This is a genomic window from Janthinobacterium sp. 75 (genome assembly GCF_004365495.1).
In the GTDB taxonomy this organism is placed as follows: Bacteria; Pseudomonadota; Gammaproteobacteria; order Burkholderiales; family Burkholderiaceae_D; genus Janthinobacterium.
In genome coordinates this window covers 1,192,355-1,209,975 of sequence record NZ_SORD01000001.1, presented here as the reverse complement: position 1 = coordinate 1,209,975, position 17,621 = coordinate 1,192,355, and the positions used below count along the sequence as shown (strand labels likewise).

Sequence of the window (17,621 nt, the reverse complement as noted above, 5' to 3'; positions counted from 1 at the left end):
GGGTTTTAAGGGGTATTAAGGGCTGCGTCCGCCCCCGGCACGGCGAACAGCGCTGGCAAAGCCCGGTTCGCTTTCAGCGTTTGGCGCAAGTAGGCGTCCAATTGCGCTCCCGGTGCAGCTGGCGCCGGCCCGCCCAGATGCTGCTGCAGCAATTGTTCCAGCAGATACGCCGCAGCCTGGCGGTACAGGGGATGGCGCGGATTATGCCCTTCCTCGGGATCGACCAGCAGGCTGACTGGCTTGCCGGACAACTGTAACCGGGCCACATAATCCGTCACCGATGCGATCTGCACCGTGCTGTCTCTGGCGCCAGCCATGATCAGCAGCGGCTTGCCAACCTGGTCCGTGTGGCGTACGGGGGCGCCAGCCTCCAGCGTCCGCATGGCGACGCCATCCTGCAAGTCCACACCCATATCCTGTAGACGCAGCGGCAATGCCTGGTCGCCGCCCGGCCCGCTGGCCATGGTGCGCAGGGTACGCGCGAAGTCGGGCGACGGTGCGATGGCCATGCCGAACTGAAACAGACTGGGCGTGTGTGTCAGCGCCAGCAGGGTCGCATAGCCGCCAAAGGAATGGCCGGCAATGGCCAGGCGTTGCCGGTCGCCCACACCCTGCCGCAGCAGCCAGCGCACGCCATCAACGATGTCGGCCTGTACGCGGCCGTTGCCCAGGTCGCCACCGGCCGCCGTCATGTAATGCAGGCCATAACCGACGGAAGCGCGGAAATTCGGCTGGAACACGGCGACACCGCGGTTCGCCAGCAATTGCACTAGTGGCGCGTAAGCGGCGTTGACCCGTTCCCACGGCCCGCCATGGACCAGCGTCAGCAGCGGCATCGACGCCGCTACCTTTCCGGGCGGCAAGGTCAGATATCCATGGACCAGCACGCCATCCGAGGCACGGTAGTGGATGGGGCTAGTCTGCGCCAGCTGGCCCGGCGGCAAAGGCTGGCCAGCCGCGCGCTGCACCTGCAGGATTTCGCGCGTGCTGCGACGGGCACTGTCGTACAGCCAGTAACGGTCATGGTTCAGGCGTGATCCGCTCTCGATCAGCAACAGTGTCGCCCCGCCTCGTGCCGCTTCGATGAAGACGCCTCCGTGCCCAAATTGCCGGTCAATATCAGCCACGGCACGGCGCGCCAACTGTGTCAGCCCGGCATGGTGCAGCATGGGCGATTCGAACAGGGCAAACAGCGGCGTACGCTGGTCCGCATCGCTGATCACCCGGCGGATATCTGCCAGGCCGGCGCGGTCGGCATGCACAACGCGACGCGTGCCTTGCACCAGATCAATCTCCATCAGCGCGCTGCGGTCGCCATGCTGCGCCATGAGCATGCTCAGCCGGGAAGCATCAGGCGCGGCAGCCACCAGCGTGCAGTCATCGACGCGCTGGCAACGCAGCACCTCTTGCCAGCCCGCAGCCTGGCGACGCTGGATGCTACGCATGCCATCACTGGCGACGGTCATGGCAAAGCCCGGCCGACCCGTTGCGTCCAGCAGGAAACCGGAAAGCTGTTCGCCCTGGTACAACAGCTCGCGTTGGCCTTGCGTGTCCATGCGCTCCAGGCGATAGATACCGCTGGCCGCAGCGTAGCTTGCCATCAGCACATGGCGCGCGTGAGCGGCATCTGCGGGAAACAAGCGATGCTCGGCCCTGCCGTCAAAGGCGGCCAGCTTGTAGCTGCTGCCGTCGGCAACGGATACCACCGACACGCCGTCCGGCATGGCCAGGAACAGCGTGCTGCTGTCGCCGGACCAGAACAAGGCCACCTGCCCAGGCAAGGCCAGCAGGCGCCTGGCCACTTGCGTGCGGGTGTCGAGCACATGCAGGCTGGCTTTTGCCCCCTCGCCATCCAGATACGCTACCGACGCCCCGTCCGGCGACAGGTGTACCGCATGCAGACGCGGGCGACGCTCGAAGGCAGCACTGGGAATGCGCGGCGCTGGCGGCAGAGCGGCATTGCGAGCCAGCAATGGCGCCAACGTCAAGGTCGCCGTCACGGCAGCGGGTGCCGCCAGAGCCTGCGCCAGAGTCAAGCCAGCCGCCAGGGCCAGGACAGCGTGCCAGAGACAGTGCCGGTAGCCCAGGCCCATCATGTGGCCAACGCAGCAGCAAGCGGGCGCGCCTGCGGTACTGGCGAGCGTGGATGCAGGATCAGCAGCGTCAGCAGGCAGGGAGGCCCCAGCAGCGCGCAGGCCAGCAGCCAGATGCGCGGCACATCGCCGGCCTGCCGCCGCCAGTACCACGCGCCCATGACGCTGAGCAAAGCGGCCAACAGTGCGGCACTCCAGACGGCAGCCGGACGGGCGACAGGCCGGGCATTGTCGTCAGTCAGATCCGGCACGGCGCCATCGGCATACATCCGCTGCGGCAGATTGACGAGCGCATGCAGCGCAGGTGAGAGCCACCAGTCGGCGTGTTCGAACAGCAGCGGAAAATCGTGGTCGATGGCGCGCGTGGCGACCGGCTGCGCGCGGCCGCTGGCGTCGACGAACAGCAACGCTTGCGTACTGCCTGATACGCCTGACTGCATGGCGCGCCCCCCCGTGATGGAAACCAGCGTACCGTCGAGCAATGGCGCGATATCAACCCGCTCCAGATTGCTCAGCGGTACAGGCAATGGCAGGCGGAACACTTCCGTATCGGCAGCACCGGGCTGCGCCGCTGCGGCAGGCGCATAGACGAGCAGGTGGCCGTTGCTGAGCACATACACGCGTTCGCTGATTTTCTTCGGTGCTGCTACCGCTTGCTCCCCGGCTGGCAAGAGTGCCTGCAACCGTAGCGCATGACCAGCCGGTTCGAATGCCAGCACCATGTTTCCGGTGAGCACATTACCGGCAAGTACGGGTACGCCGGGAAACGCTTGCAAGTCCCCCAGTCCATGCAGCCCCATCTGATTGATGAGCGCACCCGTGCGCATGTCGTGCACGTCGAAACGCATGCTGCCGTGATTGAAGGTCAGGCGCTGCTGCAGATCGCTCAGCTCAGCCTGCGGCGGCGCATTCTGGTTCGACAATTGCTGTCGCACGGCATAGCGCGTGATCGTCGATTGCAAGGTCCCCACTTCGAGCAAAGGCAACTGGCGCCGCCACAGTGGCGCACGCTCATCCTGGGCGCCGGCCAGTCCGGCAAGCATCAGGCTGCGGCCATCGGCGCGGCTCACATCCGCGTAGCCGCCAGCCGGCGGCATGGCCATCGTCTGCGGATGCTGGCCCAAGCCGATCAGGGCGATGTGAAAGACAGCCAACGTACCCCACAGCAACAGACAATACATGCCCACCACCAGTGGCACCGCCTGTGCCAGCGTGGCGGTGCGGCCGCTGGCGAGCGGCATGCGGCTGGGCGTGAAACTGGCGTGCACGTTCCACATCAACAACGCTGCGCAGGGCAGCGTCGCCACCAGCAGGCTGAGCGCGCCGGCCGCGTGCAACAGCATCACATAGGGCAGCAGAATAAGCAGGAAGGCACAGCGCAGGCGGCTGACCATGATGGCGGCGCCGCACAACCAGGCGATCAGCGTCATCATCACCAGGTAAGGCACGGCCAGGTAGTGGCGCATGTCGACCGTGCGCGGCGACAGAAAATCAGTGCCCAGCACGGTCAGCAGCAGCGGCAGGCCGATGGCCAGGGCAATCAGCGTGGCCGACGCCAGCATCAAGCCTCCCAGGATGGCGCCGGGAGCCAGCGGCCGGTGCAGCAGCCACAGCCAGCGGCTGGGCTGGCGATAGCTGCCGATCTGATGCAGCGCAAGGCCCAGACCTGCCAGCATGCACACGGCCAGGATGAGCAGTTGCATGGGCCAGCCTTGCTGGAAGATGCTGCCTAAGCGGGCCAGGAAGAGTTGCACCAGTATATGGACGGCAGCAAAGATCAGGGTGGCCCGCAGGTAGCGGCGGCACTCGCTCAGGTACAGGTCGCGCATGAAGAAATCTTTCTCAGGCCGCGTGCAGCGCGGGGTTAGCAGAGGAAATATGCCCGCGCGCCAGCAAGGCATTGATGGCGCGGTCGAGGCTGACGGGCATGTTGTGCACGCTGCGCGCACCCAGCAGGCGCAGGCGTGCGGCAAATTCCGGTCCCTGGTCCAGCACCATGAAGTGGCTCAGACCATCAATATGTTCGGTATGCAAGATACCGGGCAGCGCTCTCGTATCGGGTGGCAGGAAGGGAAATTCGGCCACCCACAGCAGTACCCGCTCGCACAGGACGTCCGGCGCGCAAGCCTGCAACAAACGCCCGCGCTCAAGAATGATCAGCTGGTCGGCCACGCGCTCGATTTCCTCCATTTGGTGCGAGCAATAGATAATGGTCATGTCATCGCTATAGCTGCTTTCCATCATGGCCCCCAGGAACAGGCGCTTGGCAACCACATCGAGGCCTAGCGTGGGTTCGTCGAGGATCAACAGTTCCGGACTCTGCCCCAGCGCCAGCGCCAGATTCACGCCGGCACGTTCGCCACGCGACAGCTGCGCGATGCGCTGCCCTGGCAATACATTGAAGTTGCGCAACACACTGCAATAGCGTTCCTCATTCCATCCCGTATACAGGCGGCGTTGCATGGCGGTCAGTTCACCGATCGTCAGCCACAGGGGCAAGGTGTGCTCCTCGTTGACATAGCCGATGCGTCCACGCAAGTCCGGCGTCAGCCGGGCGCAGTCACAACCGAGGATACGGGCGCTGCCTTCGGTCGCCGCCTCGAAGCCCAGCAGCACGCGGAACAGCGAAGACTTGCCAGCGCCATTCGCGCCGACGATGGCATGGATGCCGCCGCGCGCCACGCGCAGGCTAAGCTGGTCAAGCGCATGCTTGTCCTTGAAGCGCAGCGACAACTTGTCGGTCTGCAAGATGGGTTCATTCGTCATCGGATACTCTCAGCCAGTCTTCTTGGGAAGGCACAAGGCCAGTTCGCCCGCTACGCGTTCCAGCACCACGCCAGCGGGATAGTCGAGCGCGATGACGTCGCCGACGAAGCGGGTCAACGCTTCGTCCAGACGCCGTGCGCGTTCCTCGTCGGACAGGCGCTGGCGCGGCGCAGCCACGAACAGGCCCAGGCCGGCGCGCGCATCGAGCCAGCCCTCCGCCGTCAGTTCGCTATAAGCCTTGGCGACCGTGTTCGGATTAATGCCCAACTGCAAGGCCAGGCCACGGACACTGGGCAAGTTCGCGCCCAGCGTCAACTCGCCGCTGGCGATCAGGCGCCGTACACCGTCAACGATCTGGCGATGGATGGGGCGCGGATCGCCTGTAGCGATCTGCAGCATCAAGGGACTTCGAAGGTTCATGGCATGACTCCACTGTACTATTACAGACAGTACAGTAGCAGTAACAATAACAAGCTGTCAACGACAAAGAGGCGTTCGAAGTTGCCGTCCGGCTTCTTTCCACTGACAGGCCAACTTTTTTTGCGGCAAAGCCCGCGCAATAGGCGAAAGTGCAAAACACGCGCCGCGCATACGCTTTACAATCCTCGCTCGCTTTACAAAATATTGGTCATCATGAATCAGGCAGAACAGCAGCGCCTCCTGGCTATCCTGGAGTATTGGCACAAGATCGAATTCTTTATCCCGTTTGACCTGAATCAAATCACGGACGTTGAAGACCAGTCCACCGTGCGTATCCTGCAGCGCGAACAGCTGGCGCAATTGCCGCTGCAGTTCGCCACGCAATGGCAAGTACCGTCCGACCGCGAGATCGACGGCTTTTCGCTGTTCCTCGGCGTCTTCGACAAGGCCGAAATCAACAAGGCTTGCCCACCGGCCAACGGCCCGGAAAACATTGCCGAAACAGAAAAAACAGAACTGCTGGGACGCTCGTGCTTTGCCCGCCTGAACCTCAATGTGCTGGGCGAGCCGCAGTTCGACCCCGTGTCCGTGTCGACCTTGCCATGGGCGCTGGGCCGCGTGCGCACGCCGGACTGGTCGGGCCTGAGCCTGGACGCCTTCAGCGACAGCCAGCTGGCGCTGCAAGACAGCTTGCGTAACTTCGCCGCCGCCCGTGCCCCGCAGCAAGTGACGGACGAGGCGGGCAATGTCTCATTTCCCCTCTCCGGCATGGAAATCGCGGCCCTGGCCGACCTGCTGCGGGACTGGGCCGGTTTCCACCCGTCCGCGGGCCAGCCGCTGGCCGTGCTGGAATTGCGCACGCGCAAGAAGCGCGCCGCAGTCTCGGAAACCGACCTGGCTGAGACCAGCCAGAACCGCAGCCTGGACTTTGGCAACGCGGTGGAACCATCGATAGATATCCTCAACAGTTTTTACCTCGATGACCTGGAACAGATCATCCGCGCCTTGCGCGGCGGCAAGTTGCCCGCGACTGTCGCCGCCTACCTGACGCCGCTGGCGCAAGATGAGCGCATCGACCTGTACAGCCCGGCCGGACGCCAGGCGCTGGCCGCCATGCTCAATCCGGGCAATATGAACCGCGGACACTGGCTGGAAGACGCCAGCTACGCCATGAGCCTGATGCAGCAATTCGCCATCCACGGCGCGCGCACGGGCTTGAGCGAGCGGGGCATCTTTTCCGTCAACGGCCCGCCGGGCACGGGCAAGACGACCTTGTTGCGCGAATTGTTCGCCGACAACATCGTGCGCCGCGCGGCCGTGCTGTCCTGCCTGGACCGCGCCGGCGACGCCTTCATCGGCAAGGTGGCCGTGGCCTTCGAAGGCGTGCGCGACCCCATCACCATCGCCCGTTTGCGCCCGGAACTGACGGGCTTTGAAATGGTCGTCGCCTCGTCGAACAATGCGGCGGTGGAAAACATTTCCGGCGATTTGCCAAAACCGAAACAGCTGGGCAAGGAATGGGCGCGCACGCGCTATTTTGAAAGCGTGGCGCGCCGGGTCGTGGCCGACGGCAATGGCGCCAACCGCGCTCTGGACGAAACCGAGGCGCCATGGGGCTTGATGTCTTGTGCGCTGGGCAATAGCGCGAACCGCCGCCGCTTCGTCAGCAATTTCTATGACGACGACTGGGACAAGAGCACAGCGCGCAAGACGCCGAACGCGCAGAATATCCGCCAATGGCTGGCCAGCTACCAGGGCGTCAGCTTCGCCCAGGCGGCGCGCGAGTTTCGCGAGACGGAACACGTGGTGGAAAAGGCCCTGGCCGAGCACGCTCAATACGCGGCCTTGTGGCAAGCCGTGGGCACGTGCACGGAAGCGGACTTCATCCAGGCCAGCCAGCAAGCGCTGATTGCTGCAGAACAAGAGATGGATGCGGCGAATGGCGCCCTGTCCGGCGCGTTGGCGCAGCAGGACACCTTGCTTGCCAGCAAGAAGGAATTGCTGGAAGAAGAACGCCTGGTGGCGCTGACGCAACCGGGTTTCTTTGCCCGTTTGTTCCGCACGGCACCGGCGCGTGCCTACGAGGAGGCCGTCGTCGCCAACGCCGAGGCGCAGCGCCAGGCCGCGCGCGACGTGTCCGCCATCAAGCTGCTGCTGAAAGGCGAATTGGAACCGCGCTGCGAGCGCGCCCGCAACAGCCTGCACATCGCCCTGCGCACGGCGCAGTCGCGTCAGCGCGAATGGGATGACAGCACGGAATTGCTGCGCCGCGCGCGCATGCGCTTTCCCACCATCATCGCCCCGGCGACCCTGGACGAGCTGGACGGCGACGCCCTGCAAATTGGCGGCCTGTGGCATGAACCGGCCCTGGCGCGCCTGCGCTCGCGCCTGTTCGCCAAGGCCCTGGCCCTGCATGAAGCATGGCTGGCCGAAGTGGCGAAAAAGGGGGGACCCGGCTTTGGCGGCAACTTGCTGGCCGTGTCAAAATTGCTGAAAAACAAGCGTGCCTACGACCAGTCACACATCGCCATGGTGTGGCACAGCCTGTTCATGGTGGTGCCTGTCGTCTCGACCACGTTCGCCTCGTTCGCGCGCCAGTTCCAGGGCATGGGCCCCGAATCGCTGGGCTGGCTATTCATCGATGAAGCGGGCCAGGCCGTGCCGCAAGCGGCGCTGGGCAGCCTGTGGCGCGCCAAGCGTGCCGTCGTCGTGGGCGACCCGCTGCAGATCGAACCCGTGTTCACGGTGCCGGGCCGCCTCGTGCAAACCTTGTCCGCCCTGTCGCCGCACACGCAGGATGGCAGTTACGCGCCGACCTCCGTTTCCGTGCAGACACTGGCCGACAAGGCCAACCGTTATGGCGCGCATATCGGCGCCAACAGCGCCCAGCCGCTGTGGATAGGCAGTCCCTTGCGCGTGCACCGGCGCTGCGTGGAACCGATGTTTTCACTGGCGAACAGCATCGCCTATGAAGACAAGATGGTCTACGGTTTGAGCGAACGCACGCCGCCGGCCGGCGCGCCCGGCCTCACGCGGGGTCCGAGCCGCTGGATCGATGCCGTCGGCCCCGTCAGCTACAAGCAGGTGGTGCCCGTGCAACTCGATTTCGTGCTGGAAGTGCTGCTGAAACTGTATCGCCGCGACGGCAAGCTGCCCGATATGTATGTGATTACGCCATTCAAGGCCGTGCGCACCGAACTGCGCTCGCGCATCGTCGACATGGACTGGGACCGCCGCCTCGGCTATGGCAAGGCGCCGACCGCGCGCGAATTGCGCCAATGGAGCAGTCAGATGGTGGGCACCGTGCACACTTTCCAGGGCAAGGAACAAAGCGTGGTTATGCTGGTCCTCGGGGCCGACGACAGCACGGCGGGCGCCGCGCAGTGGGCGGCCAGTACGCCGAACCTGCTCAACGTGGCCCTGACGCGCGCGCAACATTACGTGTACATCGTCGGCAACCCGCTGCTGTGGGGGCAGTTGCCGCACTTTGCGCCGGCCTGCGCGCAACTGCCGCATACGGGCATGCATGAGTTCCTTGTAGAAATGACCTAAGCAGGGAAGGCCAAAGTAAACGTCGTGGCGGCCGCGTCGGATGCGACCGTTGCGCTACCGCCATGCAACTGCATGATGGCCGTGACGATGGCCAGCCCCAGGCCCGTGGAGGCGGCCGAATCGCTGCGGGCCGGGTCGGCGCGGTAGAAGCGCTCGAACAGGTGGGGCAAGTGACGCGCTGGGATGGCGGGACCGAGGTTGCTCACGCTTAACGCCACGCCCCCGTTCGTCGCGTGCGAACGCAATAGAATAGTGCTGCCCGGTGCCGCGTGGCGGATTGCATTCGACAGCAGGTTACCGAGCGCACGGCGCAACAGCTGCGGCTCGGCCGTTACCGTGCCGCTGCCATGGCAAGCCAGCGCCAGGTCGCGCTCTTCGGCCAGGCCTTCAAAGAAATCGGCCAGCCTTAAAAACTCGTCCTGTACGGGCAAGGTCTGCTTGACGATCACCATCTCTTCCTGCTGCGCGCGTGCCAGAAACAGCATGCTGTCGATCATGCGCGACAGCCGTTCCAGCTCTTCCACATTCGAGGACACCAACTGTTCATAGTCTTGCGCACTGCGGGGGCGGGCCAGCATCACCTGGCTTTGCCCCAGCAGATTGGTAACGGGCGTGCGGAATTCATGCGCCAGGTCGGCGGAAAATTGCGACAGCCGCGCATACCCTTCCTGCAGCCGCGCCAGCATGGCGTTCAGGGCCTGGATCAGGGGCAGCAATTCCGTGGGCGCATCGCGTGCCTCCAGCTGCTGCTCCAGCTTGCCGGGCCGCACGAGGGCCGCATGGGCGGCGATATTGCGCAATGGCCGCAATCCCCGCAGCAGCATCACGCTGGCCAGTATCGCCGCCACCAGCGCGCTGACAGCCACGGATACGACGATCTGCCAGCGGTAGGCGGCAAACATCGCCGTGCGGTCGCCGTAGACGCGGGCCACGGAAATGTCGGCCATTTGCGCGGGATCGCCGATGCGCGCGCTGGCCGCCACGACCCTGGCCGGATAGCCGTCGCGGCTGGTCCAGCTGGCGATGTCGTTGTTTGTCACGGTCGCATCGACGGCCACGGGAACCGCATGCACGACGTTCTCGCCATGTGGATTGACATCGATCAAACGCGTGCCATCGGCGCGCACGATGCGGACCAGGGAATTCTCTTGCCCGCTCATGGTGTCACGGAAATACTGGGGCCGCTCGCGGATGATATCCAGGGTGCCCGCATTGCCCAGCAACTGCTGGATTTGCCGCAGTTTTCCCAATAATAAAATGTCGTCGCGGCGCTCGATTTCCGCCACGAACGAGCGGTACAGATGCATGCCCAGCCCGGCCGACACGAGCGCCACGATCAGCACGAAGACGAGCGTCACGCGCAGGGTCAGCGAACGGCGCAGTTCCGCCAGCTTCATGTGGCGGCACCATCGTCGGGAGCCGTGGGCGCACGCAATTCGCAGACATAGCCCATGCCCCGCAAGGTGTGGATCAGCTTGGGTTCGAACGGATCGTCGAGCTTGCTGCGCAGGCGGCGGATGGCCGCGTCAATGACGTTGGTGTCGCTCTCGAAATTGATGTCCCACACTTGCGATGCGATGATGGAGCGTGACAACACCTCGCCCTGGCGCCGCGCCAACAAATGCAGCAAGCCGAATTCCTTGGCCGTCAGGGTGATGCGCTGGCCTTGCCGGCTGACCTTGCGTTTCATCACATCGATTTCCATGTCGCCGATGCGGATGACGTCGTCTTCACGCGGTGGCCCGCGCCGCAGCAGAGTGCGTATGCGCGCCACCAGTTCGGCAAAGGCGAATGGTTTGACCAGGTAATCGTCGGCGCCCAGTTCCAGCCCTTTGACGCGGTCCTGCACTTCATCGCGCGCCGTGAGAAAAATCACGGGCACGTCCGCGCCGCCTTCCTGCAGCCGCAAAGCGCGCAAGACTTGCCAGCCATCCATGATGGGCAGCATGACGTCGAGCACGATCAAATCGGGGGCTTCTGTGCCGGCCATGTGCAGGCCGTCGCGGCCATTGCGCGCCAGGCTCACCGTAAAACCGGACTCGGCCAGGCCGCGCAGCAAATAGTCGCCCGTCTTCGGTTCGTCTTCTATGACCAGGATGCGCATGGCGGCTTTCTAATGAGAATATAAAACCATTTTACGCCCCACGCCACGCGCTGCGGATGATAAAAATGTCATGCGGCGATCATCTTCTCGTAGGGCAACACTGGCCATACTGGCGCCACTTTATTCCATGGATGCCAGATGAAAACCCTGTTACTCGGCAGTACCCTGCTGTGCCTGCTGGCCGGCCCCGCACATGCGCAATTGCGCAGCATTGATGACCTGTCGCTGGCGGCGGCAAGCAAGCTTGCCAATGCGGCCATGGCCGCGTGCCAGGCGCAAGGCCGGCATATCGTCGTCACCTTATTGGACCGTGGCGGCAACATCGTCGCCGTGCAACGCGCCGATGGCGTCGGGCCGCACAACACGGAGGCGAGCCGGCGCAAGGCATACACGGCCTTGTCCACCAAGAGCGACACCTACACGCTGTCCCTGGCAGCCAGCAACAATCCGGACATGCGCAATTTGACCAGCATGCCGGAGTTGCTGCTGCTGGGCGGCGGCCTGCCGTTGATTGCCCAGGGCCAGGTGGTGGGCGCCATCGGCGTCGCCGGCGGCGGTGGCGCCCTGCCAGACCGCGCCTGCGCCCGGGCTGCGCTGGCCCTTGTTCCCGAACTCGATCTCCCCCCAACCTGAAAGTAACGACGATGACCTATCTGAAAAAAATCACTGCCGCCCTGGCCTTCGCCAGCCTGTCCAGCATGGCCCTGGCCGCCACCAATCCCTTGAGCGTGCACATCCTCGACCTGCAGAGCGGCCAGCCGACGGCGGGCGTGACGGTCACGCTGGAGCAAAAGAAAGGGGAAGGCTGGCAACAGCTGGCCAGTGCCGTGACGAATGCGCAAGGGCGCATCGCAGCCATGTATCCGGCCGAGACACCCATGCAGGCGGGCGACTACCGCATCGTGTTTAAAACAGGCGAGCACTATGCGCGCCTGAAACAGGAAACATTCTTCCCCGAAATCCCCGTGCAATTTCACGTGGAAAAGACGGACCAGCACTATCACATACCGCTGCTGCTCAGTCCTTTCGGCTTTTCCACGTATCGGGGTAACTGAGGGGGAAATTAAACTCAGCCGAGCGTTTTCGCCGTCTGGCCGAACAGCACGCTTTTCGCGTCGCCGCTGACGGTGGGCTGCACGTTGATCTCGGCCGCGCGCGCATACGCGCGCACGGTGGCGGGACGGGCGGCAATGGCCGCGAACCAGCGCGCCAGGTGCGGGAAATCTTCCAGCTTCTGGCGCTGGCGCGTGTGCGGCACGATCCACGGATAAATCGCCATGTCGGCGATGGAATACGTGTCGCCGGCAACGAATTCGCGGTCGGCCAGGCGCTTGTTCAGCACGCCGTACAAGCGGTTCGTTTCATTCACGTAGCGCGTGATGGCGTAGTCGATGGGTTCGGGCGCATATTGCACGAAATGGTGGTTTTGCCCGGCCATGGGACCCAGTCCGCCCATTTGCCAGAACAGCCATTGCATCACCTCGGCGCGGCCGCGCACGTCTGCCGGCAGGAATTGCCCGCTTTTCTCGGCCAGGTATTGCAGAATGGCCCCCGACTCGAACAGGGACAGGGGCGCGCCGCCATCTTCCGGCGCCTGGTCGACGATGGCGGGGATGCGATTGTTCGGTGCGATGGCGAGAAATTCGGGCTTGAATTGCTCGCCCTTGCCGATATGTACGGGAATAATGTTGTAGGGGATGCCCGCTTCTTCCAGAAACATCGTCACCTTGTGCCCATTGGGCGTGGTCCAGTAATACAAGTCGATCATCGTCGTCTTTCAGCTCGTTGGCATAGGGTGGGCGTAACTATTGTCGCGCTGCAACTGGTGTGCATGGATATAATGCCACGTCAGCGAAAAACACGGCGGCGCGTGCCCCGTTTGCCTTATCAGCAAGCGCCCACACTCGCTGCAGCATTTATTTTTCTGCCATTCCTGAGTCCCATCAAAGAAAGCCGACCATGCGCAAACTCCTGATCGTCATGCTCTCCGTCCTGCTGTCAGGCTGTGTCCAGGACTTCGCCATCTATCTGTTCGATGGCCAGGACCATTCCCTGACCGTGCGCCGCCAGCAACGTTATTTTTGGCAAGATACCGTGGAAGTACAGCTGATGGCCACCAATTTGCCGCAATGCCAGCGTCTGCATACCTTGTCGACCGATGCACCCGCCGACATCAAGGTGGAGCTGTTTGCGGCCGGCGATGGCCTGTGGAATATCCGCATGGGCAAGCAGTTGTGGCAGGCGGAAACGACTACCTGCAATGCGCTGACGGAAATGGAAAACGACCCAAAAGCCGACCTGGGCCAGCCGGTCGGGCAATTCGTGGTCGTCGATGACAAGCTGGAATTCGAGCCGGCACCGCCAGCGGCGGCGCCAGCCCAGTAAATCAGCGCGCCGCCAGGCTGCGCTGCGGCTTTTTCGCCACGGCGCGTGGCGCGCCAGCCGAGCTTGCCGCGATGCGCGGCGCCGTCCCAGGCTCCTGCGCCGACAGCTTGAAGCGCGCCACCAGTTGCGCCAGCACGGCCGCCTGGTCCTGCATGCTGGACGCCGCTGCCGCCGCCTCCTCCACCAGTGCCGCATTTTGCTGCGTCACGCTATCCATTTCCGTGATCGCCTGGTTGACGTGGCCAATACCCGTGCTTTGCTCATGCGAGGCGGCCGTGATGTCGGCCATGATGTCGGTCACGCGCGAGACGCTGGCGACGACCTGATCCATGGTCGTGCCCGCCTGGGCGACGAGCGTGCTGCCGGCCGCGATACTGTCGACGGAAGCGCCGATGAGTTCCTTGATTTCCTTCGCTGCGCCAGCGGATCTTTGGGCCAGATTGCGCACTTCCGACGCCACCACGGCAAAGCCGCGGCCCTGCTCGCCCGCGCGCGCCGCTTCCACCGCCGCGTTCAGCGCCAGGATATTCGTCTGGAAGGCGATGCCATCGATGACGCCGATGATGTCGACGATTTTGCGCGACGAGGCGTTGATGGTGTCCATGGTGCCGATCACTTGCGCCACCACGGCGCCACCCTGGCGCGCCACTGCCGAGGCGGACTGCGCCAGCTCATTCGCCTGCACGGCGTTGCCCGCGTTTTGTGTCACGGTCGAGGTCAACTCCTCCATCGAGGCCGCCGTTTCTTCCAGCGAACTGGCCTGCATTTCCGTGCGCGCCGACAAGTCCATATTGCCGCTGGCAATCTCACTCGATGCCGTGGCAATCGTTTCGGCGCTGTGGCGAATTTCGCTGATCGCGTCGACCAGGTTGGCCTGCATGGTTTTCATCGCATACAGCACGCTGTGGCGGTCGTTGGCATGCGTGCGCACGTTGCCGCTCAAGTCGTTGTTGGCAATCTTTTCCGCCACTTCGGCTGCATACTCGGGATCGCCGCCCAGCGCATGGCGCAGGCTGCGGTTGATCGCCACGACGACGGCGGCCAGCAGCGCACACACCAGCAACAGCACGCCCAGCGAGGTGAGCAGCGACTGGCGGAAGGCCGCGTCGATATCGTCCATGTACACGCCCACCACCAGGGTCCAGGCCCACGGCTTGTAGGCCACCACGCGGCTCATCTTCGGCTCAGGATTTTTCTGGCCCGGACGGGGGAAATAATAGTGGACGAAACCCTTGCCCGCATCGCTCTTGCCGACGGCAACGATGTCGCGGTAGAGATAGGTGCCGTTGGCATCCTTGAAGTCCGCCATGTTCTTGCCGTTGGTTTGCGGCGCGGCGGGATTCATCACGACAACGGCATCGAGGTTAATAATGGACAAATAGCCGGTCTCGCCAAAACGCATGCTCTTGATGACGGCGGTCGCCTGCTTTTGCGCCTCTTCCTGCGTCAAGGCGCCGCTGGCGGCCAGGTCGCCGAACATCTTGACGGCGCCCAGACCCAGGTCGGCGGCATTGCTCAGGTCAGCGCTGCGCTCTTCGATGCGGATCTTGCGAATTTCCAGGGCGTTGTAGACAAAAATAACGGTGATGCACAACAGGCTGCAAATCAGGGGGATCCATAACTTCTGCTGGAACGTCAATTTCTTCATGCTATGTCTCCAACTCTCTATTGTCCGGGGAAGGGGGCGTGGCCTGCTTCCAGCTCTGCAGGCCAGGAATGCGGCGGCGACGGTGCTCTGGCGGCACCGTTCAGACGTCTCCAGCATACGCTTGAACTACCGATATTTACAATGCTGGGAAGCAATGTTTTTTGCCCGGTGTTGTTAATGGGCTGCGACAATGGATGAGAATTGATGTTGCGTTGCAATAAAAATGTGGGCAGCGGCCGTCATTCTTTTACGCTACAGTCACTGCAATTGCTCACCGTGCAGGGAGTCCCATGTCAAGCACCTTTACCTGGCAAGGCTTTGCCATCCTGTCTGCCGTGTTTGCGGCCATGACAGCCATCCTGGGCAAGCTGGGCGTGGCCCATCTGAACAGCAACATGGCCACCCTGATACGCACGGGCGTCATCCTGCTGGTGACGGCGGCCATCATCTCGCTGCGCGCGGAATGGCAACGCCCCAGCGGCGGCAACTGGGTGGGCTGGACTTGCCTGATCGCTTCGGGCGTGGCCACGGGACTGTCGTGGCTATGCTATTTCCGCGCGCTGCAACTGGGTCCCGTCTCGCTGGTGGCACCCGTCGACAAGCTCAGCGTGGCGCTGGTGATGCTGGCCGGCTGGCTGGTCCTGGGCGAGCCGTTCACCCTGAAAGCGGCGGCCGGTGGCAGCTTGATCGTGCTCGGCTCGCTGATTTTGCTGCTGTAAAACATTCCACGGCACGCGGCGGCGCGCCTGTGTCAGAATGCACGCCGCATAGATCGATACACGAAAGAACAGCATGACCAAGAATGAAGCCATGAAACGCATCAACGACCGCCTGGGCAAACCTACCCTGACGGACAAGAACACGCATTTTGCCAGCGTCGCCAGCTATGGCACGGACGAAGGGTGGTGGTTGAAGATTCCCTTCCTGACCTTCAAGCAGGAATTGCACTTCATCCTCAACAATGAAAAGACGAAAAGCTTCCAGCACCTGAAAATCGGCGCCAACCAGATCCTCAGCCCCGGCATGAGGTTCCGCAGCACGGGCGGGGCGGCCGACGCCTTTATGTCGGCCTCGGCGCCGAAACGCCTGGTCGACTTGCTCGACGGCGGCAGCAAGTACAACTTCACCAAGCACTTCGTCAACGACTACCGCTACTGAAACATCTGAGCAAACCTGCTGCGCGGCGCGCTACGGTTTTGTCAGGTGCTCCTGCCATTGTTACCTTCCCTTGGCGGCAGCCAGGCCCTGATCAAATGCTGGGCGATGTCGAGCGCGTCGTCGCGGCTGGTGCCGAAATGCAGGGGATAGCCCCAGAACTGGCCGAACATGACGGCAAAGGTCTTGCCCGCCAAACGCTTGGCCGCGCTCGGTTCGACCAGTACCATGCCCTGGATATACGCGCGCAGGGCGGCCTTGTGCCGCTTCATCCACAGCACGGCGCGCTTGCGCTCTTCCTGCGGATGCGCATGCCCATCCTCGTCCAGGCCTTCTTCGCTGAGAATGACAAACGCCTGCTGGCGCGCCAGCAGAGCCTCGAACTGGGCGAACAAGGCATCGTCGTGGCTGCTTGCCGTACTGTCGCGGTGCAGCCAGACGAGAGGGAAATCAGTAATATCGAGTTGCATGAGGGACTCCTTCAAAGGGGGGGATGCCGTTCCTCCTGGCCTTCATCAGAACACGGGCGGCGGCGGTTGCCGTTGAAGCGGGGCTGCGGATGCCCATACGATACCGTTGGCGGCATTGCGCGTCATTGCATAAAATAGCCACAATATTATTCAATCCAGCCAAAGTTCCCCATGCCTCATCTCCTCTTGCCCGACCTGCTGTCAACGCGGCTGGGCGCAGCCAGCGTCACCATCGATTTCGACGTCGATGGCGTGCTGCGTCCACTGCTGGCCGTGGGGCTGGCCAGCGTGCGCGAAGATGCGGAACAGGCGCCGCACCAGCACCGCAAGGGGCAGCTGCTGTATGCCACGCGAGGCGTGATTCATTGCGAAGTGGAAAGCGGCGTGTGGATCGTGCCGCCCCAGTGCGCCGTGTGGATACCGGGCGGCCTGATGCATGCGGCGCAGGGCGTGGGCGAGGCGGAATGCTATTGCCTGTTTGTCGAGCCGGCCACGGCACCAGCCCTGCCCGTCGTCTGCTGCACCGTGGCCGTCTCGCCCTTGCTGCGCGAACTGATCGCCAAGGCAGCCTGCTTTCCCACCTTGTACGCACTGCACGGGGCGCAGGAACGCCTGGTGGCCACCCTGCTCGATGAGCTGGCAGCCGCGCCCGTGGAAGACTTGCATTTGCCGATACCGCGCGACGCGCGCCTGCGCCGCCTGGCCGCCATGCTGCTGGCGCAACCGTCCGATAAAAGCACCCTGGCCGAATGGGCCAGCCGCATCGGCATGAGCGAGCGCAGCATGACCCGGCAGTCACTGGAGGAAATGGGCATGAGCGTGGGCCGCTGGCGCCGGCAATTGCATGTCATCCTTGCCTTGCAAGGGCTGGCGCAAGGCCACAGCGTGAAAGCGGTGGCGTTGGAACTGGGCTATGAAAATACCAGCGGTTTTGTCACCATGTTCCGCAAGGCGGTGGGCAAGCCGCCGGCGCGCTATCTGGCGGAACGGGAATCCGGACGCGCATAAAAAAAGGCGGCATATGCCGC

At 63.4% G+C, this 17,621-nt stretch carries 16 protein-coding genes; 7 read left to right on the top strand and 9 right to left on the bottom strand.

Going from position 1 to position 17,621, the window contains the following annotated elements; genetic code table 11:
* Nucleotides 1-5: 5 nt before the first annotated feature.
* The 4 genes from C8C89_RS05600 to C8C89_RS05585 are packed head-to-tail and all read right to left on the bottom strand — an operon-like array spanning nucleotide 6 to nucleotide 5,279.
* Nucleotides 6-2,096 (bottom strand): prolyl oligopeptidase family serine peptidase, encoded by a 2,091-nt coding sequence (locus C8C89_RS05600; protein ID WP_101483154.1) that lies wholly within the window; start codon nucleotides 2,094-2,096, stop codon nucleotides 6-8.
* Nucleotides 2,093-3,922 carry a hypothetical protein gene (locus tag C8C89_RS05595; protein WP_133989096.1) on the bottom strand — a complete coding sequence of 610 codons (1,830 nt, stop codon included), beginning with the start codon at nucleotides 3,920-3,922 and terminating at the stop codon, nucleotides 2,093-2,095. The genes C8C89_RS05600 and C8C89_RS05595 overlap by 4 nt, the downstream gene beginning before the upstream one ends.
* A gap of 13 nt (nucleotides 3,923-3,935) precedes the next feature.
* On the bottom strand, nucleotides 3,936-4,859 hold the full coding sequence (locus C8C89_RS05590; RefSeq protein WP_101483156.1) for an ABC transporter ATP-binding protein: 924 nt from the start codon (nucleotides 4,857-4,859) through the stop codon (nucleotides 3,936-3,938).
* A 9-nt stretch (nucleotides 4,860-4,868) separates the two neighbouring features.
* Nucleotides 4,869-5,279 (bottom strand): GntR family transcriptional regulator, encoded by a 411-nt coding sequence (locus C8C89_RS05585; RefSeq protein WP_208327674.1) that lies wholly within the window; start codon nucleotides 5,277-5,279, stop codon nucleotides 4,869-4,871.
* A 213-nt stretch (nucleotides 5,280-5,492) separates the two neighbouring features.
* Between C8C89_RS05585 and C8C89_RS05580 the strand changes: the two genes are divergently transcribed.
* Nucleotides 5,493-8,831 carry an AAA domain-containing protein gene (locus C8C89_RS05580; protein ID WP_243857906.1) on the top strand — a complete coding sequence of 1,113 codons (3,339 nt, stop codon included), beginning with the start codon at nucleotides 5,493-5,495 and terminating at the stop codon, nucleotides 8,829-8,831.
* Here C8C89_RS05580 and C8C89_RS05575 read toward each other — a convergent pair.
* Complete coding sequence (locus C8C89_RS05575) at nucleotides 8,828-10,228, bottom strand: heavy metal sensor histidine kinase (protein WP_101483159.1); 1,401 nt, start codon at nucleotides 10,226-10,228, stop codon at nucleotides 8,828-8,830. The genes C8C89_RS05580 and C8C89_RS05575 overlap by 4 nt on opposite strands.
* Nucleotides 10,225-10,935, bottom strand: coding sequence for a heavy metal response regulator transcription factor (locus C8C89_RS05570; RefSeq protein WP_101483160.1), 711 nt, complete (start codon nucleotides 10,933-10,935; stop codon nucleotides 10,225-10,227). Before C8C89_RS05570 ends, C8C89_RS05575 begins: the two co-directional genes overlap by 4 nt.
* A 138-nt stretch (nucleotides 10,936-11,073) precedes the next feature.
* On the opposite strand from C8C89_RS05570, the gene C8C89_RS05565 reads away from it, so the two are divergent.
* Nucleotides 11,074-11,568, top strand: coding sequence for a heme-binding protein (locus tag C8C89_RS05565; protein ID WP_133989094.1), 495 nt, complete (start codon nucleotides 11,074-11,076; stop codon nucleotides 11,566-11,568).
* 11 nt (nucleotides 11,569-11,579) lie between these two features.
* Nucleotides 11,580-11,990: a hydroxyisourate hydrolase gene (uraH, locus tag C8C89_RS05560; RefSeq protein ID WP_133989093.1), complete on the top strand. Its 411-nt coding sequence runs from the start codon at nucleotides 11,580-11,582 to the stop codon at nucleotides 11,988-11,990.
* A gap of 14 nt (nucleotides 11,991-12,004) precedes the next feature.
* Here the strand turns inward: uraH and C8C89_RS05555 are convergent, their stop codons facing one another.
* Complete coding sequence (locus C8C89_RS05555; RefSeq protein ID WP_133989092.1) at nucleotides 12,005-12,703, bottom strand: glutathione binding-like protein; 699 nt, start codon at nucleotides 12,701-12,703, stop codon at nucleotides 12,005-12,007.
* A 191-nt stretch (nucleotides 12,704-12,894) separates the two neighbouring features.
* On the opposite strand from C8C89_RS05555, the gene C8C89_RS05550 reads away from it, so the two are divergent.
* A complete protein-coding gene (locus C8C89_RS05550; protein WP_133989091.1) occupies nucleotides 12,895-13,320 on the top strand; it encodes a hypothetical protein in 426 nt (141 codons plus the stop codon).
* A 1-nt stretch (nucleotide 13,321) separates the two neighbouring features.
* Here the strand turns inward: C8C89_RS05550 and C8C89_RS05545 are convergent, their stop codons facing one another.
* Nucleotides 13,322-14,968 carry a methyl-accepting chemotaxis protein gene (locus C8C89_RS05545; protein WP_133989090.1) on the bottom strand — a complete coding sequence of 549 codons (1,647 nt, stop codon included), beginning with the start codon at nucleotides 14,966-14,968 and terminating at the stop codon, nucleotides 13,322-13,324.
* A gap of 290 nt (nucleotides 14,969-15,258) precedes the next feature.
* Between C8C89_RS05545 and C8C89_RS05540 the strand changes: the two genes are divergently transcribed.
* Together C8C89_RS05540 and C8C89_RS05535 are read left to right on the top strand one after the other, a co-directional pair.
* Entirely contained in the window at nucleotides 15,259-15,687 is a 429-nt protein-coding gene (locus C8C89_RS05540) for an EamA family transporter (protein WP_133989089.1), read from the top strand.
* Nucleotides 15,688-15,760: 73 nt separating this feature from the next.
* On the top strand, nucleotides 15,761-16,126 hold the full coding sequence (locus C8C89_RS05535) for a hypothetical protein (protein WP_071075066.1): 366 nt from the start codon (nucleotides 15,761-15,763) through the stop codon (nucleotides 16,124-16,126).
* A gap of 41 nt (nucleotides 16,127-16,167) precedes the next feature.
* Here C8C89_RS05535 and C8C89_RS05530 read toward each other — a convergent pair whose 3' ends face one another.
* Nucleotides 16,168-16,593, bottom strand: coding sequence for a hypothetical protein (locus C8C89_RS05530; protein ID WP_133989088.1), 426 nt, complete (start codon nucleotides 16,591-16,593; stop codon nucleotides 16,168-16,170).
* Between the two features lie 171 nt (nucleotides 16,594-16,764).
* Between C8C89_RS05530 and C8C89_RS05525 the strand changes: the two genes are divergently transcribed.
* Complete coding sequence (locus C8C89_RS05525) at nucleotides 16,765-17,601, top strand: helix-turn-helix transcriptional regulator (RefSeq protein WP_133989087.1); 837 nt, start codon at nucleotides 16,765-16,767, stop codon at nucleotides 17,599-17,601.
* Nucleotides 17,602-17,621 lie beyond the last annotated feature (20 nt).

Excerpts from the sequence above, each read along its gene's own strand:
- C8C89_RS05580 (WP_243857906.1), top strand. The coding sequence starts at position 5,493 with ATGAATCAGGCAGAACAGCAGCGCCTCCTGGCTATCCTGGAGTATTGG.
- C8C89_RS05595 (WP_133989096.1), bottom strand. The coding sequence starts at position 3,922 with ATGCGCGACCTGTACCTGAGCGAGTGCCGCCGCTACCTGCGGGCCACC.
- C8C89_RS05600 (WP_101483154.1), bottom strand. The coding sequence starts at position 2,096 with ATGATGGGCCTGGGCTACCGGCACTGTCTCTGGCACGCTGTCCTGGCC.
- C8C89_RS05590 (WP_101483156.1), bottom strand. The coding sequence starts at position 4,859 with ATGACGAATGAACCCATCTTGCAGACCGACAAGTTGTCGCTGCGCTTC.
- uraH (WP_133989093.1), top strand. The coding sequence starts at position 11,580 with ATGACCTATCTGAAAAAAATCACTGCCGCCCTGGCCTTCGCCAGCCTG.
- C8C89_RS05585 (WP_208327674.1), bottom strand. The coding sequence starts at position 5,279 with ATGAACCTTCGAAGTCCCTTGATGCTGCAGATCGCTACAGGCGATCCG.
- C8C89_RS05535 (WP_071075066.1), top strand. The coding sequence starts at position 15,761 with ATGACCAAGAATGAAGCCATGAAACGCATCAACGACCGCCTGGGCAAA.
- C8C89_RS05575 (WP_101483159.1), bottom strand. The coding sequence starts at position 10,228 with ATGAAGCTGGCGGAACTGCGCCGTTCGCTGACCCTGCGCGTGACGCTC.
- C8C89_RS05540 (WP_133989089.1), top strand. The coding sequence starts at position 15,259 with ATGTCAAGCACCTTTACCTGGCAAGGCTTTGCCATCCTGTCTGCCGTG.
- C8C89_RS05570 (WP_101483160.1), bottom strand. The coding sequence starts at position 10,935 with ATGCGCATCCTGGTCATAGAAGACGAACCGAAGACGGGCGACTATTTG.
- C8C89_RS05530 (WP_133989088.1), bottom strand. The coding sequence starts at position 16,593 with ATGCAACTCGATATTACTGATTTCCCTCTCGTCTGGCTGCACCGCGAC.
- C8C89_RS05565 (WP_133989094.1), top strand. The coding sequence starts at position 11,074 with ATGAAAACCCTGTTACTCGGCAGTACCCTGCTGTGCCTGCTGGCCGGC.
- C8C89_RS05550 (WP_133989091.1), top strand. The coding sequence starts at position 12,895 with ATGCGCAAACTCCTGATCGTCATGCTCTCCGTCCTGCTGTCAGGCTGT.
- C8C89_RS05545 (WP_133989090.1), bottom strand. The coding sequence starts at position 14,968 with ATGAAGAAATTGACGTTCCAGCAGAAGTTATGGATCCCCCTGATTTGC.
- C8C89_RS05555 (WP_133989092.1), bottom strand. The coding sequence starts at position 12,703 with ATGATCGACTTGTATTACTGGACCACGCCCAATGGGCACAAGGTGACG.
- C8C89_RS05525 (WP_133989087.1), top strand. The coding sequence starts at position 16,765 with ATGCCTCATCTCCTCTTGCCCGACCTGCTGTCAACGCGGCTGGGCGCA.